At 56.9% G+C, this 15534-nt stretch carries 12 protein-coding genes; 7 read left to right on the top strand and 5 right to left on the bottom strand.

The genetic code is table 11. From position 1 onward, the window contains the following. Nucleotides 1-81 precede the first annotated feature (81 nt). From accC to msrP, 5 genes are all read right to left on the bottom strand, one after another. Entirely contained in the window at nt 82-1431 is a 1350-nt protein-coding gene (accC, locus tag IAE50_RS05590) for an acetyl-CoA carboxylase biotin carboxylase subunit (RefSeq protein ID WP_023480919.1), read from the bottom strand. A 10-nt stretch (nt 1432-1441) separates the two neighbouring features. Next, nucleotides 1442-1912 carry an acetyl-CoA carboxylase biotin carboxyl carrier protein gene (accB, locus tag IAE50_RS05585; RefSeq protein ID WP_023480963.1) on the bottom strand — a complete coding sequence of 157 codons (471 nt, stop codon included), beginning with the start codon at nt 1910-1912 and terminating at the stop codon, nt 1442-1444. A 21-nt stretch (nt 1913-1933) separates the two neighbouring features. Beyond that, entirely contained in the window at nt 1934-2386 is a 453-nt protein-coding gene (gene aroQ, locus IAE50_RS05580) for a type II 3-dehydroquinate dehydratase (protein WP_042713122.1), read from the bottom strand. 234 nt (nt 2387-2620) lie between these two features. Further along, nucleotides 2621-3220 (bottom strand): protein-methionine-sulfoxide reductase heme-binding subunit MsrQ, encoded by a 600-nt coding sequence (msrQ, locus tag IAE50_RS05575; protein ID WP_200579761.1) that lies wholly within the window; start codon nt 3218-3220, stop codon nt 2621-2623. Beyond that, nucleotides 3221-4219, bottom strand: a complete 999-nt coding sequence (gene msrP, locus IAE50_RS05570; protein ID WP_076769266.1) for a protein-methionine-sulfoxide reductase catalytic subunit MsrP — start codon at nt 4217-4219, stop codon at nt 3221-3223. Nucleotides 4220-4508: 289 nt separating this feature from the next. Here msrP and csrD point away from each other — a divergent pair, with 289 nt between their 5' ends. From csrD to yhdP, 7 genes are all read left to right on the top strand, one after another. Continuing rightward, nucleotides 4509-6452 (top strand): RNase E specificity factor CsrD, encoded by a 1944-nt coding sequence (csrD, locus tag IAE50_RS05565; RefSeq protein ID WP_200134810.1) that lies wholly within the window; start codon nt 4509-4511, stop codon nt 6450-6452. A gap of 306 nt (nt 6453-6758) precedes the next feature. Beyond that, a complete protein-coding gene (mreB, locus tag IAE50_RS05560; protein ID WP_006818047.1) occupies nt 6759-7802 on the top strand; it encodes a rod shape-determining protein MreB in 1044 nt (347 codons plus the stop codon). 61 nt (nt 7803-7863) lie between these two features. Further along, a complete protein-coding gene (gene mreC / locus IAE50_RS05555; RefSeq protein ID WP_023480946.1) occupies nt 7864-8862 on the top strand; it encodes a rod shape-determining protein MreC in 999 nt (332 codons plus the stop codon). After that, entirely contained in the window at nt 8862-9350 is a 489-nt protein-coding gene (gene mreD, locus IAE50_RS05550) for a rod shape-determining protein MreD (RefSeq protein WP_023480801.1), read from the top strand. Before mreC ends, mreD begins: the two co-directional genes overlap by 1 nt. Nucleotides 9351-9358: 8 nt before the next feature. Continuing rightward, complete coding sequence (locus tag IAE50_RS05545; RefSeq protein ID WP_200579760.1) at nt 9359-9952, top strand: nucleoside triphosphate pyrophosphatase; 594 nt, start codon at nt 9359-9361, stop codon at nt 9950-9952. Continuing rightward, a complete protein-coding gene (rng, locus tag IAE50_RS05540) occupies nt 9942-11411 on the top strand; it encodes a ribonuclease G (protein ID WP_094422286.1) in 1470 nt (489 codons plus the stop codon). Before IAE50_RS05545 ends, rng begins: the two co-directional genes overlap by 11 nt. Nucleotides 11412-11466: 55 nt before the next feature. Then, nucleotides 11467-15522, top strand: a complete 4056-nt coding sequence (gene yhdP, locus IAE50_RS05535) for an AsmA2 domain-containing protein YhdP (RefSeq protein ID WP_200579759.1) — start codon at nt 11467-11469, stop codon at nt 15520-15522. Nucleotides 15523-15534 lie beyond the last annotated feature (12 nt).

The following is a 15534-nucleotide window of genomic DNA, read 5'->3' as shown; positions in this document are numbered from 1 at the left end:
GGGATTGTACCTTAAGGAAAAGATGAGGGGAGAGAAAAAGAAAAAAGGCCGGAAGAACCGGCCTTTTGCGCGTAATCGCGATTATTTTTCCTGCAGACCGAGTTTCTTCTCCAGGTAGTGGATGTTGGTTCCACCGTGCTGGAAGTTCTCGTCGGACATAATGCGCATCTGCAGATCGACGTTGGTTTTAATCCCGTCGATGATCAGCTCCTGCAGCGCATTCTTCATGCGTGCAATCGCCACATCACGGCTCTCGCCGTAGCAGATCAGCTTGCCGATCATGGAATCGTAATACGGCGGTACGGTATAACCGGCGTAGATATGCGATTCCCAGCGCACGCCAAAACCACCTGGCGCATGGAAGCGCGTGATTTTGCCCGGGCTCGGCAGGAAGGTGTTGGGATCTTCGGCGTTAATACGGCATTCGACCGCATGACCTTTGATCACCACCTCTTCCTGAGTGATGGAGAGCGGCTGACCAGCAGCGATACGCAGCTGCTCTTTGATCAGGTCAACGCCGGTGATCATTTCGGTTACCGGGTGCTCTACCTGAATACGGGTGTTCATCTCAATAAAGTAGAACTCGCCGTTCTCAAACAGGAACTCAAAGGTACCCGCGCCGCGATAGCCGATATCAACACAGGCTTTCGCACAACGCTCACCGATGTAGCGGCGCAGTTCCGGCGTGATGCCCGGAGCCGGTGCCTCTTCAACCACTTTCTGGTGGCGACGCTGCATGGAGCAGTCACGCTCGGCCAGATAGATCGCGTTACCCTGACCATCCGCCAGCACCTGGATCTCGACGTGGCGAGGATTTTCCAGGTACTTCTCCATGTAGACCATGTCGTTGTTGAACGCTGCTTTTGCTTCCGCGCGCGTCATGGCAATGGACTGCGCCAGGTCGGCGTCTTTGCGCACAACGCGCATGCCGCGACCGCCGCCGCCGCCGGAGGCTTTGATGATAACCGGGTAGCCGATGCGTTTTGCATGGGCACGGTTAGCGTCAACGTCGTCGCCCAGCGGGCCGTCAGAACCCGGTACGCAAGGCACGCCCGCTTTCTTCATCGCGTTGATCGCAGACACTTTATCGCCCATCAGGCGAATGGTGTCGGCTTTCGGGCCGATAAAGATAAAGCCGGAGCGTTCAACCTGCTCAGCGAAGTTGGCGTTCTCAGAGAGGAAGCCATAACCCGGGTGAATCGCCACTGCGCCAGTGATTTCGGCCGCAGAGATGATCGCCGGGATATTCAGGTAACTTTTAACGGACGGTGCCGGACCGATACAGACCGTTTCGTCCGCCAGTAATACGTGTTTTAAATCGCGATCCGCCGTGGAGTGCACAGCGACGGTCTTAATGCCCAGCTCTTTACAGGCACGAAGGATTCGCAGTGCGATCTCGCCGCGGTTGGCGATAACAATTTTATCCAGCATGTGCGCCTCGTTACTCGATGACGACCAGCGGCTCGTCAAATTCAACCGGTTGGCCACTCTCGACCAGAATGGCTTTCACCACGCCTGATTTATCGGCTTCGATCTGGTTCATCATTTTCATCGCTTCAACGATGCAGAGGGTGTCGCCCACGTTAACTTTCTGGCCGATTTCGATAAAGGCTTTCGCATCCGGGCTCGGGGTGCGATAGAAGGTTCCGACCATCGGGGAACGTACGATGTGACCACTGATTTCTGCTGCGGCTGCCGGTGCTTCTACTGCGGCTGTCGTCGCGACAGCGTTCGCCAGGGCAGGCTGTTGTTGCATCATCGGCGCGGCATAAGCCTGCTGCATCATCGGGAAACTTGCGGCAGGTGCACTGCGGCTGATGCGCACAGACTCTTCGCCTTCGGAGATTTCCAGTTCGGAGATGCCTGATTCTTCAACCAGCTCGATCAGTTTTTTAATCTTACGAATATCCATGAGTGGGTTCCGTACTCTTGTTTAGTGTGATTGTGACAGGCGTTTTACCGCCGTCTGTAAAGCGTATGAATAACCGTCCGCACCAAGCCCGCAGATAACGCCAACGGCAATATCCGAGAGATAGGAGTGGTGACGGAACGGCTCCCGCGCATGTACATTGCTGAGGTGAATCTCGATAAACGGGATATTCACCGCCAGCAACGCATCACGGATAGCAACACTGGTGTGCGTAAACGCGGCCGGATTAATCAGGATGAAGTCAGTTACGTCTTTAGCCTGATGAATACGGTCGATGATTGCGTACTCCGCGTTAGACTGAAAATGTGCCAGTTCCACATTAAGTGCCGCGCTTTCTGTACTCAAAGAATTAACAATCTCCTCAAGTGTCAGGGTGCCGTACTTCTCCGGCTCTCGCGTACCGAGCATATTCAGGTTCGGTCCGTTCAAAACCAATACATGGAACTTATCAGCCATTATGCTGCTATCTCCTGCGATTCTTCGGCAAAAAACAAAATATACCTTCGATTCGCGCTTGTCACCTTTTCGGAGCTTAAAAAAGTCCGATAAGCGAACCAAAGTCGCACATTATAACCATTTCGTTGCTTTTGGCAGCTAAATACTGGTCTTATCTGAGAAGATTCTAATTCATGTTACGGGAACGCGTCGCGAAAGGCGCTTTTTCTGCGGGGAACCGCGCAAAAACGGTGGCTAACGCCACCATTGGCGGAATTTTTTGTAACGCAACGCTAACAAGACCAGCGCGGCAGCCGCGTAAAGAACCGGCTGTGGGGAGAGGATCTTCACCGACCAAAGGTAGTGAACAGGTGCGAGGATCGCCACCAGATAGACGAAGTTGTGCAAAGTTTGCCAGCGTCTGCCCAGTTTACGCTGCGCCCACTGCGTCGACGTCGCGGCCAGCGCCAGCAAGATTAGCCAACTGATTGCGCCAAGGGTTAAATAAGGGCGGGTAACCAGCTCTTGTCCGAGCAAAGCCAGGTTATTAATGCCCAGTTCCAGCAGCGTATAGCTCACCAGATGTAAGCTGGCCCATGCAAAGCACCACAGCCCAAGCAGCCGACGCGTACGGATCAGCAGTGGCTGTTTACCGTAGCGCGCCAGCGGGGTGATAAGCAGGCTGGCGAGCAGAAACTTCAGCGCCATTCTGCCGGTGAAATGTTGAATATCTTTTGCCGGATCGGCGCTGAAGTAGCCCTGGTTCGCCGCCCAGAAGAGCCAGAGCAGCGGCAGGAAACCGGCAAGATGTAGCGCAACTTTAAGCCAGGTGATCTGTTTTGCCGTTAACCGCACTTAGAAGTTCTCCCGCAAATCGAGACCGCGATAGAGGGAAGCGACCTCTTCACCATAGCCGTTAAACAACAGCGTCGGCTGGCGTTTAACGTCCAGCGCACCGCCCGAACCGATAAAACGCTCCGTCGCCTGCGACCAGCGCGGGTGATCGACATGCGGGTTCACATTGGCATAGAAGCCATACTCATTTGGCGCGGAGAGGTTCCACGTCGTCGGCGGGCGCTGGCTGGTGAGCTTAATACTGACAATAGACTTAATGCCTTTAAAGCCATATTTCCACGGCACGGTGAGGCGGATCGGCGCTCCGTTCTGCGGCGGTAGCGCTTTGCCATAGACCCCAACGGTGAGCAGCGTAAGCGGATGCATCGCTTCATCTATACGCAACCCTTCTACATAAGGGTAGGCCAGCCCGCCGCCAATAAAGCGATCCTTCTGGCCCGGCATCTCATCGGGCGCATAACGTGTTTCAAAAGCGACATACTTCGCTTTGCTGGTGGGCTCCACCAGCGCCAGCAGTTTATGCAGCGGAAAACCAATCCACGGCACCACCATCGACCAGGCTTCGACGCAGCGCATGCGATAAATACGCTCTTCCAGCGGAAAGCGTGAAGTCAGCGCCGCATGATCGAGCGTCAGCGGTTTCGCCACTTCGCCATCAATGGTCAACGTCCAGGGATCGGTCTTCATGCTGCCGGCATTGGCAGCAGGATCGGCTTTATCCAGCCCGAACTCATAAAAGTTGTTGTAGCCGGTAACTTTCTCTTCCGGCGTTAACGGTAGCTTACTTTGCCATTCGGCAGGCTGGGTAAATGTCAGCGGTTTACCGGCCGGCGCTTTTGGGCGGTCATTGCCTTTAAACCAGTCAAGAAGATCGGCGTGCGCCACTGAAGGGAGTGTGGCGGCCGTTGCACCGATGCCGAGCATCTTTAATACCTGGCGGCGCTGCATAAAAAACACGGATTCAGCGGTGACATCTGCTTCGGTCAATTTTTTCTTCATTTACATCCTCTGACGGTGCCGCGGCTGGCGTAGGTAAAACTACGTTAACGCGAAGAAGAGCAAGTTAGCAATTAGTGAAAATTGCGTGTTAAAGACATTCTTTAAGCTTATTGATGATTGGAAAAAAATTTCTGAAGACTATACTCGCTGGGTGAAACGGTGTGCCATTTTCAGGCTTCACCGCAGTGCGCGCGCGTGTCGCGGCGAAGCTCAAAAGTTAGTGCTTACTATACAGACCTTCTTCAGGCGATATCGTTCTGTTCTTTACACGCGCGGAGTTAAATCAGGGATGCGATTAACGACGAAATTTAGTGCTTTTGTAACACTTCTCACCGGGCTGGCGATTTTCGTCACGCTCATCGGCTGCTCACTCAGCTTTTATAACGCCATACAAGATAAAGTCGCCAACCGCGTCCAGGCCGTCGCTGCCGTTATCGACACCCGCCTGATCTCCACACCGCTTCCGCGCCTCTCAACGCAGCTTGATGAGATGATGGTGCCGGTCGATATCACCTCGATTGCCATCAAGCAGGGCCGCCATACCCTTTTAAGCCATACGCGCAAAGGGAGTTATCGCCCGGCGGGCAGTAACTCAGCCATGCGCGAGATTGAGATGCCGTCGATGAAGATCCCCGGCGTGACCTTTACGCTGGTCTATCAGGATCCGATGGCCAACTACTTCCGCTCAATGATGACCACCGCGCCGCTGACGGTAGCGATTGGTTTTATGATAGTCATTATTTTCCTCGCGGTGCGCTGGCTGCGACGCCAACTCTCCGGACAGGAGCTGCTGGAACTGCGGGCGACGCGCATCCTTAATGGCGAGCGCGGCGCACAGGTGCGCGGCAGCATCTATGAGTGGCCGTCGCGCACCAGCAGCGCGCTGGACGTATTACTGACAGATATTCAGTTTGCCAGCGATCAGCGCAGCCGCATGGATACGCTGATCCGCTCTTACGCGGCGCAGGACACGCGCACCGGCCTCAATAACCGCCTCTTTTTTGATAATCAACTGGCAACACTATTAGAAGATCAGGAAAAGGTCGGCTCGCACGGTGTGGTGATGATGATCCGCCTGCCCGATTTTGACCTGCTGCGCGACAGCGACGGGCTTGCCTCTGCCGCCGAAGAGTATCTCTTTACCCTCATCAACTTACTCTCCACCTTTATTATGCGTTACCCCGGCGCGCTGCTGGCGCGCTACCACCGCAGTGATTTTGCGGTACTGCTTCCGCACCGCACATTAAAAGAAGCGGAGAGCATTGCCGGGCAGATCCTGAAAGCGGTGGATGGCTTGCCGCCGACCAAAATGTTGACCCGGGAAGACATTATGCATATCGGCATCTGCAGCTGGCGCGGCGGGCAGTCGACCCGGCAGGTGATGGAGCATGCGGAGGCGGCGGCGCGCAACGCGGTGCTGCAGGGCACCAATAGCTGGTCAGTCTATGACGACTCGTTACCGGAGCAGGGGCGCGGCAATGTGCGCTGGCGCACGCTGATTGAGCAGATGCTGAATCGCGGTGGGCCGCGCGTCTACCAGAAACCGGCGGTTAACCGCGACGGGCAAGTGCACCACCGGGAGTTAATGTGCCGCATTTTCGACGGCGAGCAGGAGGTGATCGCCGAAGAGTATATGCAGATGGTGCTGCAATTTGGCCTGTCAGAGGAGTATGACCGGCTGCAGATCACGCGCTTAATGCCGTTCCTCGGCTACTGGCCTGAAGAGAACCTCGCCATTGAGGTCACCGTCGAGTCGCTGATCCGCCCGCGCTTCCAGCGCTGGCTGCGCGATACCTTGATGCAATGCGAAAAATCGCAACGCAAACGGATTATTTTTGAACTTGCAGAGGCCGATGTGTGTCAACACATCAGCCGATTGCAGTCGGTCGTGCGATTGATCAATGGATTAGGCGCGCGCGTGGCGGTGGTTCAGGCGGGTCTGACGTTGGTCAGCACCAGTTGGATCAAAGCCCTGGATGTTGAGTTACTGAAGCTGCATCCGGGGTTGGTCAGGAACATTGAGAAGCGCACCGAAAACCAGCTGCTGGTACAGAGCCTTGTTGAAGCGTGTAAAGGCACACGAACCCGCGTCTTTGCGACCGGCGTTCGCACGCGCGGCGAATGGCAGATGCTGGTGGAGCGAGGCGTTGCGGGCGGACAGGGCGATTTCTTCGCGGCGTCCCAGCCGCTCGACACCAATGTGAAAAAATATTCACAAAGATACTCGGTTTGAACTGCTGTTTGAGTCGTTTTCACGTAGAATAACGCGCGCTGCCGTGGTCGGGGGGCGTGCGAGCCTGCCCGCCAGATTGTTGCAGTAAAAATGCCGGTTTGACCTTTGCCAGCTTGCAGGCGCAACGTGCCGGAACGACGGTTTTTTTACGCTTCCGGACAGAGTCATGTCGTTTTGCAACAAAGGAAACAAACTGCACTAATTTTCACCGTAGCTGAGACTTCTTGTGCCTTGTCGCTGCTGCGTGTGGTTGGTAAAGTAAGCGGATTTTTCTTTCCGCCCCAGCTTTCAGGATTATCCCTTAGTATGTTGAAAAAATTTCGTGGCATGTTTTCCAATGACCTGTCCATTGACCTGGGTACCGCGAATACCCTGATTTATGTAAAAGGACAAGGCATCGTACTGAATGAGCCTTCCGTAGTGGCCATTCGCCAGGATCGTGCCGGTTCACCGAAAAGCGTGGCCGCAGTCGGTCATGAAGCGAAGCAGATGCTTGGCCGTACGCCGGGCAATATCGCTGCAATCCGCCCGATGAAAGATGGCGTAATCGCGGACTTCTTCGTGACCGAAAAGATGCTGCAGCACTTTATCAAACAGGTACACAGCAACAGCTTTATGCGCCCAAGCCCGCGCGTACTGGTCTGTGTGCCGGTTGGCGCAACGCAGGTTGAGCGCCGCGCGATTCGTGAATCCGCGCAGGGCGCTGGCGCCCGTGAAGTCTTCCTGATTGAAGAGCCGATGGCCGCCGCGATTGGCGCGGGTCTGCCGGTTTCCGAAGCGACCGGTTCTATGGTCGTTGATATCGGTGGTGGTACCACCGAAGTCGCCGTTATCTCCTTAAACGGCGTGGTTTACTCCTCCTCTGTCCGCATCGGCGGCGACCGCTTCGACGAAGCGATCATTAATTATGTGCGCCGCAACTACGGCTCGCTGATTGGTGAAGCCACCGCAGAACGTATCAAACACGAAATCGGCTCTGCCTACCCGGGCGATGAAGTGCGCGAAATCGAAGTGCGCGGTCGTAACCTGGCAGAAGGTGTACCGCGCGGTTTCACCCTGAACTCCAACGAAATCCTTGAAGCCCTGCAGGAGCCGCTGACCGGCATCGTTAGCGCTGTCATGGTCGCGCTGGAGCAGTGCCCGCCGGAGCTGGCATCCGATATCTCCGAGCGCGGTATGGTTCTGACCGGCGGCGGCGCGCTGCTGCGCAACCTCGACCGTCTGCTGATGGAAGAGACGGGTATTCCTGTGGTAGTGGCAGAAGATCCCCTGACTTGCGTAGCGCGTGGCGGCGGCAAGGCGCTGGAAATGATCGATATGCACGGCGGCGACTTGTTCAGCGAAGAGTAATCCGCGTCAGATACGGGGCCTCGCGCTCCGTATCTGTCTGGCCTGAGAATACGCAAAGCCTATGAAGCCAATTTTTAGCCGTGGCCCGTCACTGCAGATTCGCCTGTTCCTGGCGGTTTTGGTGGCGCTTGGAGTCATCATTGCCGACAGCCGCCTCGGTACGTTCAGCCAGATCCGGACGTACATGGATACGGCCGTCAGCCCTTTCTATTTTATTTCCAATGGTCCCCGCGAATTATTAGACAGCGTGTCGCAAACGCTGGCATCGCGCGATCAGCTCGAACTTGAAAACCGGGCGCTGCGCCAGGAGCTGCTGCTGAAAAACAGTGAGCTGCTGATGTTAGGGCAGTACAAGCAGGAGAACGCGCGTCTGCGCGAACTGCTCGGCTCGCCGCTGCGTCAGGATGAGCAAAAAATGGTCACCCAGGTGATCTCAACGGTTAACGATCCCTATAGCGATCAGGTGGTTATTGATAAAGGCAGCGTCAACGGCGTTTACGAAGGCCAGCCGGTGATCAGCGATAAAGGCGTTGTCGGCCAGGTTATCGCGGTTGCGAAAATGACCAGCCGCGTGCTGCTGATTTGCGATGCGACCCACGCGCTGCCGATCCAGGTGCTGCGTAACGATATCCGCGTCATTGCCGCCGGTAACGGCTGTACTGACGATCTGCAGCTGGAACATCTGCCGGCGAATACCGATATTCGCGTGGGTGATGTGCTGGTGACCTCCGGTCTCGGCGGACGTTTCCCGGAAGGCTATCCGGTTGCGGTGGTCTCCTCGGTGAAACTTGATACCCAGCGGGCGTACACGGTGATTCAGGCGCGTCCAACCGCCGGTCTGCAACGTTTACGTTACCTGCTGCTGCTCTGGGGCTCCGATCGCAACGGCGCTAACCCGCGCACGCCGGAAGATGTTCACCGCGTGGCGAACGAGCGTCTGCTGCAGATGATGCCGCAGGTGCTGCCTTCTCCGGACACCATGGGGCCGCCTGCACCGATGCCTGCGCCGGCGACCGGCTTAACCCAGCCGATGCCGCAACAATCGTCGGGAGGGCAGTAGTGGCAAGTTATCGTAGCCAGGGGCGCTGGGTCATCTGGCTCTCGTTTTTCATTGCGCTATTGCTTCAAATCATGCCCTGGCCGGATGACATCATCGTCTACCGGCCAAACTGGGTGCTGCTGATTCTGCTCTACTGGATCCTCGCCTTGCCGCACCGCGTAAATGTCGGTACGGGTTTCGCGATGGGTGCCATACTGGATCTCATTAGCGGATCCACCCTTGGCGTACGGGCGCTCTCCCTGAGCATCGTCGCCTATCTGGTCGCACTGAAATTTCAGTTATTCCGTAATCTGGCGCTCTGGCAACAGGCGCTGGTAGTAATGTTATTGTCGCTGGCAACAGAAGTGGTCGTCTTCTGGGCCGAATTTTTGGTGATCAACGTCTCGTTCAAACCAGAAATTTTCTGGAGCAGCCTGGTCAATGGCGTGCTCTGGCCGTGGATCTTCCTGCTTATGCGTAAGATCCGTCAGCAGTTTGCGGTGCAATAAAGGTTGATATGACAGCTATCTGGCTTGCTTCTGGTTCTCCCCGCCGTCAGGAATTGCTGACGCAGCTTGGGGTGTCGTTTGAGCGTATTGTTCCGGGTATCGAGGAGCAGCGGCAGGCCGGCGAGAGCGCCAGGCAGTACGTAGCGCGGCTGGCGCGGGAAAAAGCGCAGGCGGGCGTGGCGATGGTATCGCGCGATCTGCCGGTGCTGGGCGCCGACACTATTGTCATATTAAATGGGGAAGTGCTTGAAAAACCGCAGGACTCCTCGCATGCTGCCACTATGCTGCGTCAACTCTCCGGGCAGACTCACCAGGTGATGACCGCCGTCGCTATTGCGGACCGTGAGCAGGTGCTGGAGTGTCTGGTGGAAACCGAAGTGACCTTCAGAGCGTTATCAGAAAAGGATATTGCCGACTATGTAGCGAGCGGGGAACCGCTGGATAAAGCCGGTGCGTATGGTATTCAGGGGCTGGGCGGCTGCTTTGTCAGGAAAATTAACGGGAGCTATCACGCTGTCGTTGGCTTGCCGCTGGTGGAAACCTTTGAATTGCTGAGCAATTTCAACGCAGTGCGTGAAGGAAGAGATAATCATGACGGCTGAATTACTGGTCAACGTTACACCATCGGAAACGCGTGTTGCCTATATTGACGGCGGCATTCTGCAGGAAATTCATATCGAGCGCGAAGCACGGCGCGGGATAGTAGGCAATATCTACAAAGGTCGGGTCAGCCGGGTGCTACCGGGTATGCAGGCGGCTTTTGTAGATATTGGTCTGGAAAAGGCGGCGTTTCTACACGCCTCCGACATTATGCCGCACACCGAATGCGTTGCCGGTGAAGAGCAGAAGAACTTTACCGTACGCGATATCTCCGAGCTGGTGCGCCAGGGCCAGGACCTGATGGTGCAGGTGGTGAAAGATCCCCTCGGCACCAAAGGCGCGCGTCTCACTACCGACATCACTTTACCCTCCCGTTACCTGGTCTTTATGCCGGGCGCCGCGCACGTTGGCGTCTCTCAGCGCATTGAGAGCGAAGCCGAGCGCGATCGCCTGAAGCAGGTGGTGGCGAGCTACTGCGATGAGCAGGGCGGGTTTATCATTCGCACCGCGGCGGAAGGGGTTTGCGAAGAGGATCTCGCCTCTGACGCGGCCTACCTGAAGCGCGTCTGGACGAAGGTAATGGAGCGCAAAAAGCGCCAGCAGACGCGTTATAAACTCTACGGCGAGCTGGCGTTAGCTCAGCGCGTCCTGCGCGATTTCGCCGATGCCCATCTCGATCGCATCCGCGTTGACTCGCGCCTCACCTTTGAAGCACTGCTGGAGTTTACCGCGGAGTACATCCCGGAGATGACCAGCAAGCTTGAGCACTACAGCGGCCGCCAGCCAATCTTCGATCTCTTTGATGTCGAGAATGAAATTCAGCGCGCGCTGGAGCGCAAAGTCGAGCTGAAATCGGGCGGCTACCTGATCATCGATCAAACCGAAGCGATGACCACCGTCGACATCAACACCGGCGCGTTTGTCGGCCATCGCAATCTCGACGACACCATCTTCAATACCAACATTGAAGCCACCCAGGCGATCGCCCGCCAGCTGCGGCTGCGCAATCTCGGCGGCATTATCATCATCGACTTTATCGATATGAATAATGAGGATCACCGCCGCCGCGTGCTGCACTCGCTGGAGCAGGCGCTGAGTAAAGACCGGGTGAAAACCAGCATCAACGGTTTCTCCCAGCTTGGTCTGGTGGAGATGACCCGCAAACGCACCCGCGAAAGCGTTGAACATGTGCTGTGCAATGAGTGCCCGACCTGTCACGGGCGCGGCACGGTAAAGACGGTCGAAACGGTGTGCTATGAAATCATGCGCGAAATCGTGCGCGTGCATCACGCCTACGACTCCGATCGCTTCCTGGTCTACGCCTCTCCGGCCGTGGCGGAAGCGCTGAAGAGCGAAGAGTCCCATGCGCTGGCGGAGGTGGAAATTTTCGTCGGTAAGCAGGTCAAAGTACAAATCGAGCCGCTCTATAATCAGGAGCAGTTTGACGTAGTCATGATGTAATTCGCGGCCATGCTGCGAAACAAGCGGGTCTGATAGGTTTGACAAGGAGAGAGGCGTGAGGCGACTGCCGGGGATATTACTGCTTACAGGCGCGACGCTGATCGTTATCGCGGCGCTGCTGGTAAGCGGGCTGCGCCTTGTGTTACCCCACCTTAATGAGTGGCGCGAGCCAATTCTGGCGCGCATCTCTGCACAAACCGGGCTTCCGCTTAAGGCCAGCGAGTTTCAGGCGCGCTGGCAAACCTTCGGCCCGGAGCTGGAGGTTCGCGATATTCAGGCCACGCTGAAAGATGGCGGCAGCGTTGAGGTAAAGCGCGTTACCCTGGCGCTCGACGTCTGGCAGAGCCTGCTTCACCTGCGCTGGCAGTTTCGCGATCTCACCTTTTACCAACTCGCGGTTAACAGCAATACCCCGCTTGAGAGCAGCGAAGAGGACAACACCCTCGGCAAAGATCGCATCAGCGATCTCTTTCTGCGCCAGTTCGATCACTTCGATCTGCGCGACAGCCGCGTAAGCTTTTTAACCCCTTCTGGTCAACGCGCCGAACTGGCGATCCCGCAGCTCACCTGGCTTAACGGCGACGATCGCCACCGTGCCGAAGGGCAGGTAAGCCTCACCAGCCTCACCGGGCAGCATGGCGTGATGCAGGTGCGTATGGATCTGCTCGATGACAACGGCCTGCTGAATAACGGCCGCGTCTGGCTACAAGCCGATGATATCGACGTCAAACCGTGGCTCAGCCAGTGGATGCAGGATAAGGTCGCGCTGACCTCCGCCCGCTTTAGCCTCGAAGGGTGGATGACGCTCAACAAGGGCGAAATTGAAAGCGGCGATGTGTGGCTGAAAAAAGGCGGTGCCAGTTGGCTGGGGAATAACACCACCCATCGCTTGACCGTCGACAACCTGACTACCCATATCAGCCGTCAGAAAGCGGGCTGGCAGTTTGACGTGCCGGTGACGCGCATTGCGATTGATGATAAACCCTGGCCGCAGGGCGCCCTCAGCTTTGCCTGGGTCCCGGCGCAGGAAGCGAAAGAGGCGAGCGATGAGCTACGCGTTCGTGCCACCAACCTTGAACTGAATAGCCTCGACGGGCTGATGCCGATTGCGCAGAAGATCTCCCCGGCGATGTATGACATATGGAACACCCTGCAACCGGCGGGCAAGCTTGCGCGGCTGGCGGTCGATATTCCATTAAAAACGCCGGAAAAGAGCCGCTTCCAGGCGCGCTGGCAGGATCTCAGCTGGCATCAGTGGAAGCTGCTGCCCGGTATGGAGCACTTCGCCGGCACGCTTGAGGGGAGCGTTGAAAACGGGCGCCTAACCGCCGATATCTCACAGGCGAAGATGCCGTATGAGACGGTGTTCCGTGCGCCGCTGGAGATTGAAAAAGGGCTGGCCACGCTCAACTGGCAGAAGAACGAGCAGGGCTTCCAGCTGGACGGGCGCAATATTGATGTGCAGGCCACCGGGCTGCATGCGCGCGGGGATTTCCGTTATCTGCAACCGGAAGGCAAAGCGCCGTGGCTCAGCATTCTGGCCGGGATTAACGTCTCCGACGCCGGGCAAGCCTGGCGTTACTTCCCGGAAAACCTGATGGGCAAAGCGCTGGTGGATTATCTCAGCGGCGCAATTAAAGGCGGACAGACGGAAAACGCCACGCTGGTCTTCGCTGGTGACCCGAGCCTCTTCCCCTATAAGCATAATGAGGGGCAGTTTGAAGTATTGGTGCCCCTGCGTAATGCCACCTTTGCCTTCCAGCCGGACTGGCCTGCGCTGCAAAACCTCGACATTAGCCTCGATTTCCTCAATGACGGTTTATGGATGAAGAGCGACAAAGTGATGCTCGGCGGCGTGACCGCCAGCAAGCTGGCCGCTGCGATTCCGGATTACATCAAAGAGAAGCTGATCATTGATGCCGATATCAATGGGCCGGGCAAAGAGGTCGGCCCCTATTTTAAACAGACGCCGCTGCATGACTCGCTCGGCAGCGCGCTAGATGAGCTGCAAATTGATGGTGATGTGAGCGCTCGCTTACATCTGGATATTCCGCTGGATGGCGAGATGACGCTGGCCAAAGGCGAAGTCGCGCTGAAAAACAATTCGCTGTTTATCAAGCCCATCAGCAGCACACTGAAAAACCTCAGCGGCAAATTCAGCTTTGAGAATGGCAACCTGAAGAGTGAGCCGCTGACCGCCACCTGGTTTAACCAACCGCTGAACGTCGACTTCACGACTACCGAGGGCGCTAAAGCCTACGAGGTGGCGGTGAATCTCAACGGCAACTGGCAGCCATCACGTACCGGCGTACTGCCGGAGCAGCTTAACGATGCGCTGCGCGGTAACGTAACATGGAAAGGGGATGTTGGCGTGACGCTCCCTTACCACGGCGAAGCGAGCTATAAAGTTAACCTGGCAGGCGATCTCGGCAATATCGCCAGCACTTTACCACCGCCGCTTGAAAAGCGGGCAGGCCATGCGCTGCCGGTGAAGGTCAACGTGGATGGTAACCTGCACAGCTTTGAGTTGACCGGTAACGCAGGCGTGGATAATCACTTCAACAGCCGCTGGCTGCTCGGCAGCAAGCTGGCGCTCGATCGCGGCATCTGGACCTCGGAGAGTAAAACCACACCGCCGCTGCCGGAGCAGAGCGGGCTGGAGCTTAATCTGCCGCCGCTGGACGGCGCGCAGTGGCTGGCGCTGTTTAATCAGGGCGCAGCAAGCCATGTCAGCAGCAGCGCTTCGCTGCCGTCGCGCATCACGCTGCGCACGCCCGCCCTGACGCTCGGCGGGCAGCAGTGGAATAACATGAGCATCGTCTCGCAGCCGCAGTTTGCTGGCACCACTATTGACGCGCAGGGCCGCGAGCTTAACGCGACGCTGAAGATCAATAAAAACGCGCCGTGGCAGGCCGATATTCGTTATCTCTACTACAACCCGGCGAGCGCCGCGAAGACGAAAGATATCACTTCGCCAACCACGCTTTTCAGCGAGCAGCAGCGCATTGATTTCAGCGGCTGGCCCGATCTGCAACTGCGCTGTAAAGAGTGCTGGCAGCAGTGGAATAACATGAGCATCGTCTCGCAGCCGCAGTTTGCTGGCACCACTATTGACGCGCAGGGCCGCGAGCTTAACGCGACGCTGAAGATCAATAAAAACGCGCCGTGGCAGGCCGATATTCGTTATCTCTACTACAACCCGGCGAGCGCCGCGAAGACGAAAGATATCACTTCGCCAACCACGCTTTTCAGCGAGCAGCAGCGCATTGATTTCAGCGGCTGGCCCGATCTGCAACTGCGCTGTAAAGAGTGCTGGCTGTGGGGGCAGAAATATGGCCGTATCGAGGGCGATTTTGCTATTAAAGGCGATACGCTGACGCTGGCAAATGGGCTGGTCGATAGCGGTGTCGCGCGCCTGACCGCCGACGGCGAGTGGGTCAACCGCGCGGGCGGCGAGCGCACGTCCATTAAGGGCATTTTGCGCGGCGACAAGCTCGATTCGGCGATGGGCTTCTTTGGGGTACCGACGCCGGTGCGCGACGCGCCGTTCAACGTCAATTACGATCTGCACTGGCGCAGCGCGCCGTGGCAGCCGCAGGAAGCATCGCTCAACGGCATTCTGCGCACACGCCTCGGCAAAGGCAAAATCGATGATATCAGCACCGGACATGCCGGGCAGATCCTGCGCCTCTTCAGCGTCGATTCGCTGCTGCGCAAGCTGCGCTTTGATTTCAGCGACACCTTCAGTAATGAGGGCTTCTGGTTTGACTCCATTCGCAGCACGGCGTGGATCAAAGATGGCGTCCTGCACACCGATGACACGCTGGTCGACGGGCTGGAAGCGGATATCGCGATGAAAGGCTCGGTAGATCTGGTGCGTCGCCAGCTTGATGTTGAAGCGGTGGTGGCACCGGAAATCTCCGCGACCGTTGGCGTGGCGGCGGCGTTTGCCGTTAACCCGATTGTTGGCGCGGCGGTATTCGCGGCCAGTAAAGTGCTGGGTCCGCTGTGGAATAAAGTCTCCATTTTGCGCTACCGCATTACTGGCCCGGTAGACCAGCCGCAGATCAACGAAGTGATGCGCCAGCCGCGTACCGACAAAAAGCAATGATTTGACGGCATC

Source organism: Kosakonia sp. S42 (assembly GCF_016624785.1).
Classification (GTDB): Bacteria; Pseudomonadota; Gammaproteobacteria; order Enterobacterales; family Enterobacteriaceae; genus Kosakonia; species Kosakonia cowanii.
Note: the sequence above shows the minus strand (reverse complement) of the source record. Positions and strands in the feature narration are given on the sequence as shown.

Bases quoted from the DNA above. Each gene is read 5' to 3' on its own strand.
- mreB (WP_006818047.1), top strand. From the start codon at position 6,759: ATGTTGAAAAAATTTCGTGGCATGTTTTCCAATGACCTGTCCATTGAC.
- msrP (WP_076769266.1), bottom strand. From the start codon at position 4,219: ATGAAGAAAAAATTGACCGAAGCAGATGTCACCGCTGAATCCGTGTTT.
- csrD (WP_200134810.1), top strand. From the start codon at position 4,509: ATGCGATTAACGACGAAATTTAGTGCTTTTGTAACACTTCTCACCGGG.
- mreC (WP_023480946.1), top strand. From the start codon at position 7,864: ATGAAGCCAATTTTTAGCCGTGGCCCGTCACTGCAGATTCGCCTGTTC.
- accB (WP_023480963.1), bottom strand. From the start codon at position 1,912: ATGGATATTCGTAAGATTAAAAAACTGATCGAGCTGGTTGAAGAATCA.
- rng (WP_094422286.1), top strand. From the start codon at position 9,942: ATGACGGCTGAATTACTGGTCAACGTTACACCATCGGAAACGCGTGTT.
- IAE50_RS05545 (WP_200579760.1), top strand. From the start codon at position 9,359: ATGACAGCTATCTGGCTTGCTTCTGGTTCTCCCCGCCGTCAGGAATTG.
- accC (WP_023480919.1), bottom strand. From the start codon at position 1,431: ATGCTGGATAAAATTGTTATCGCCAACCGCGGCGAGATCGCACTGCGA.
- aroQ (WP_042713122.1), bottom strand. From the start codon at position 2,386: ATGGCTGATAAGTTCCATGTATTGGTTTTGAACGGACCGAACCTGAAT.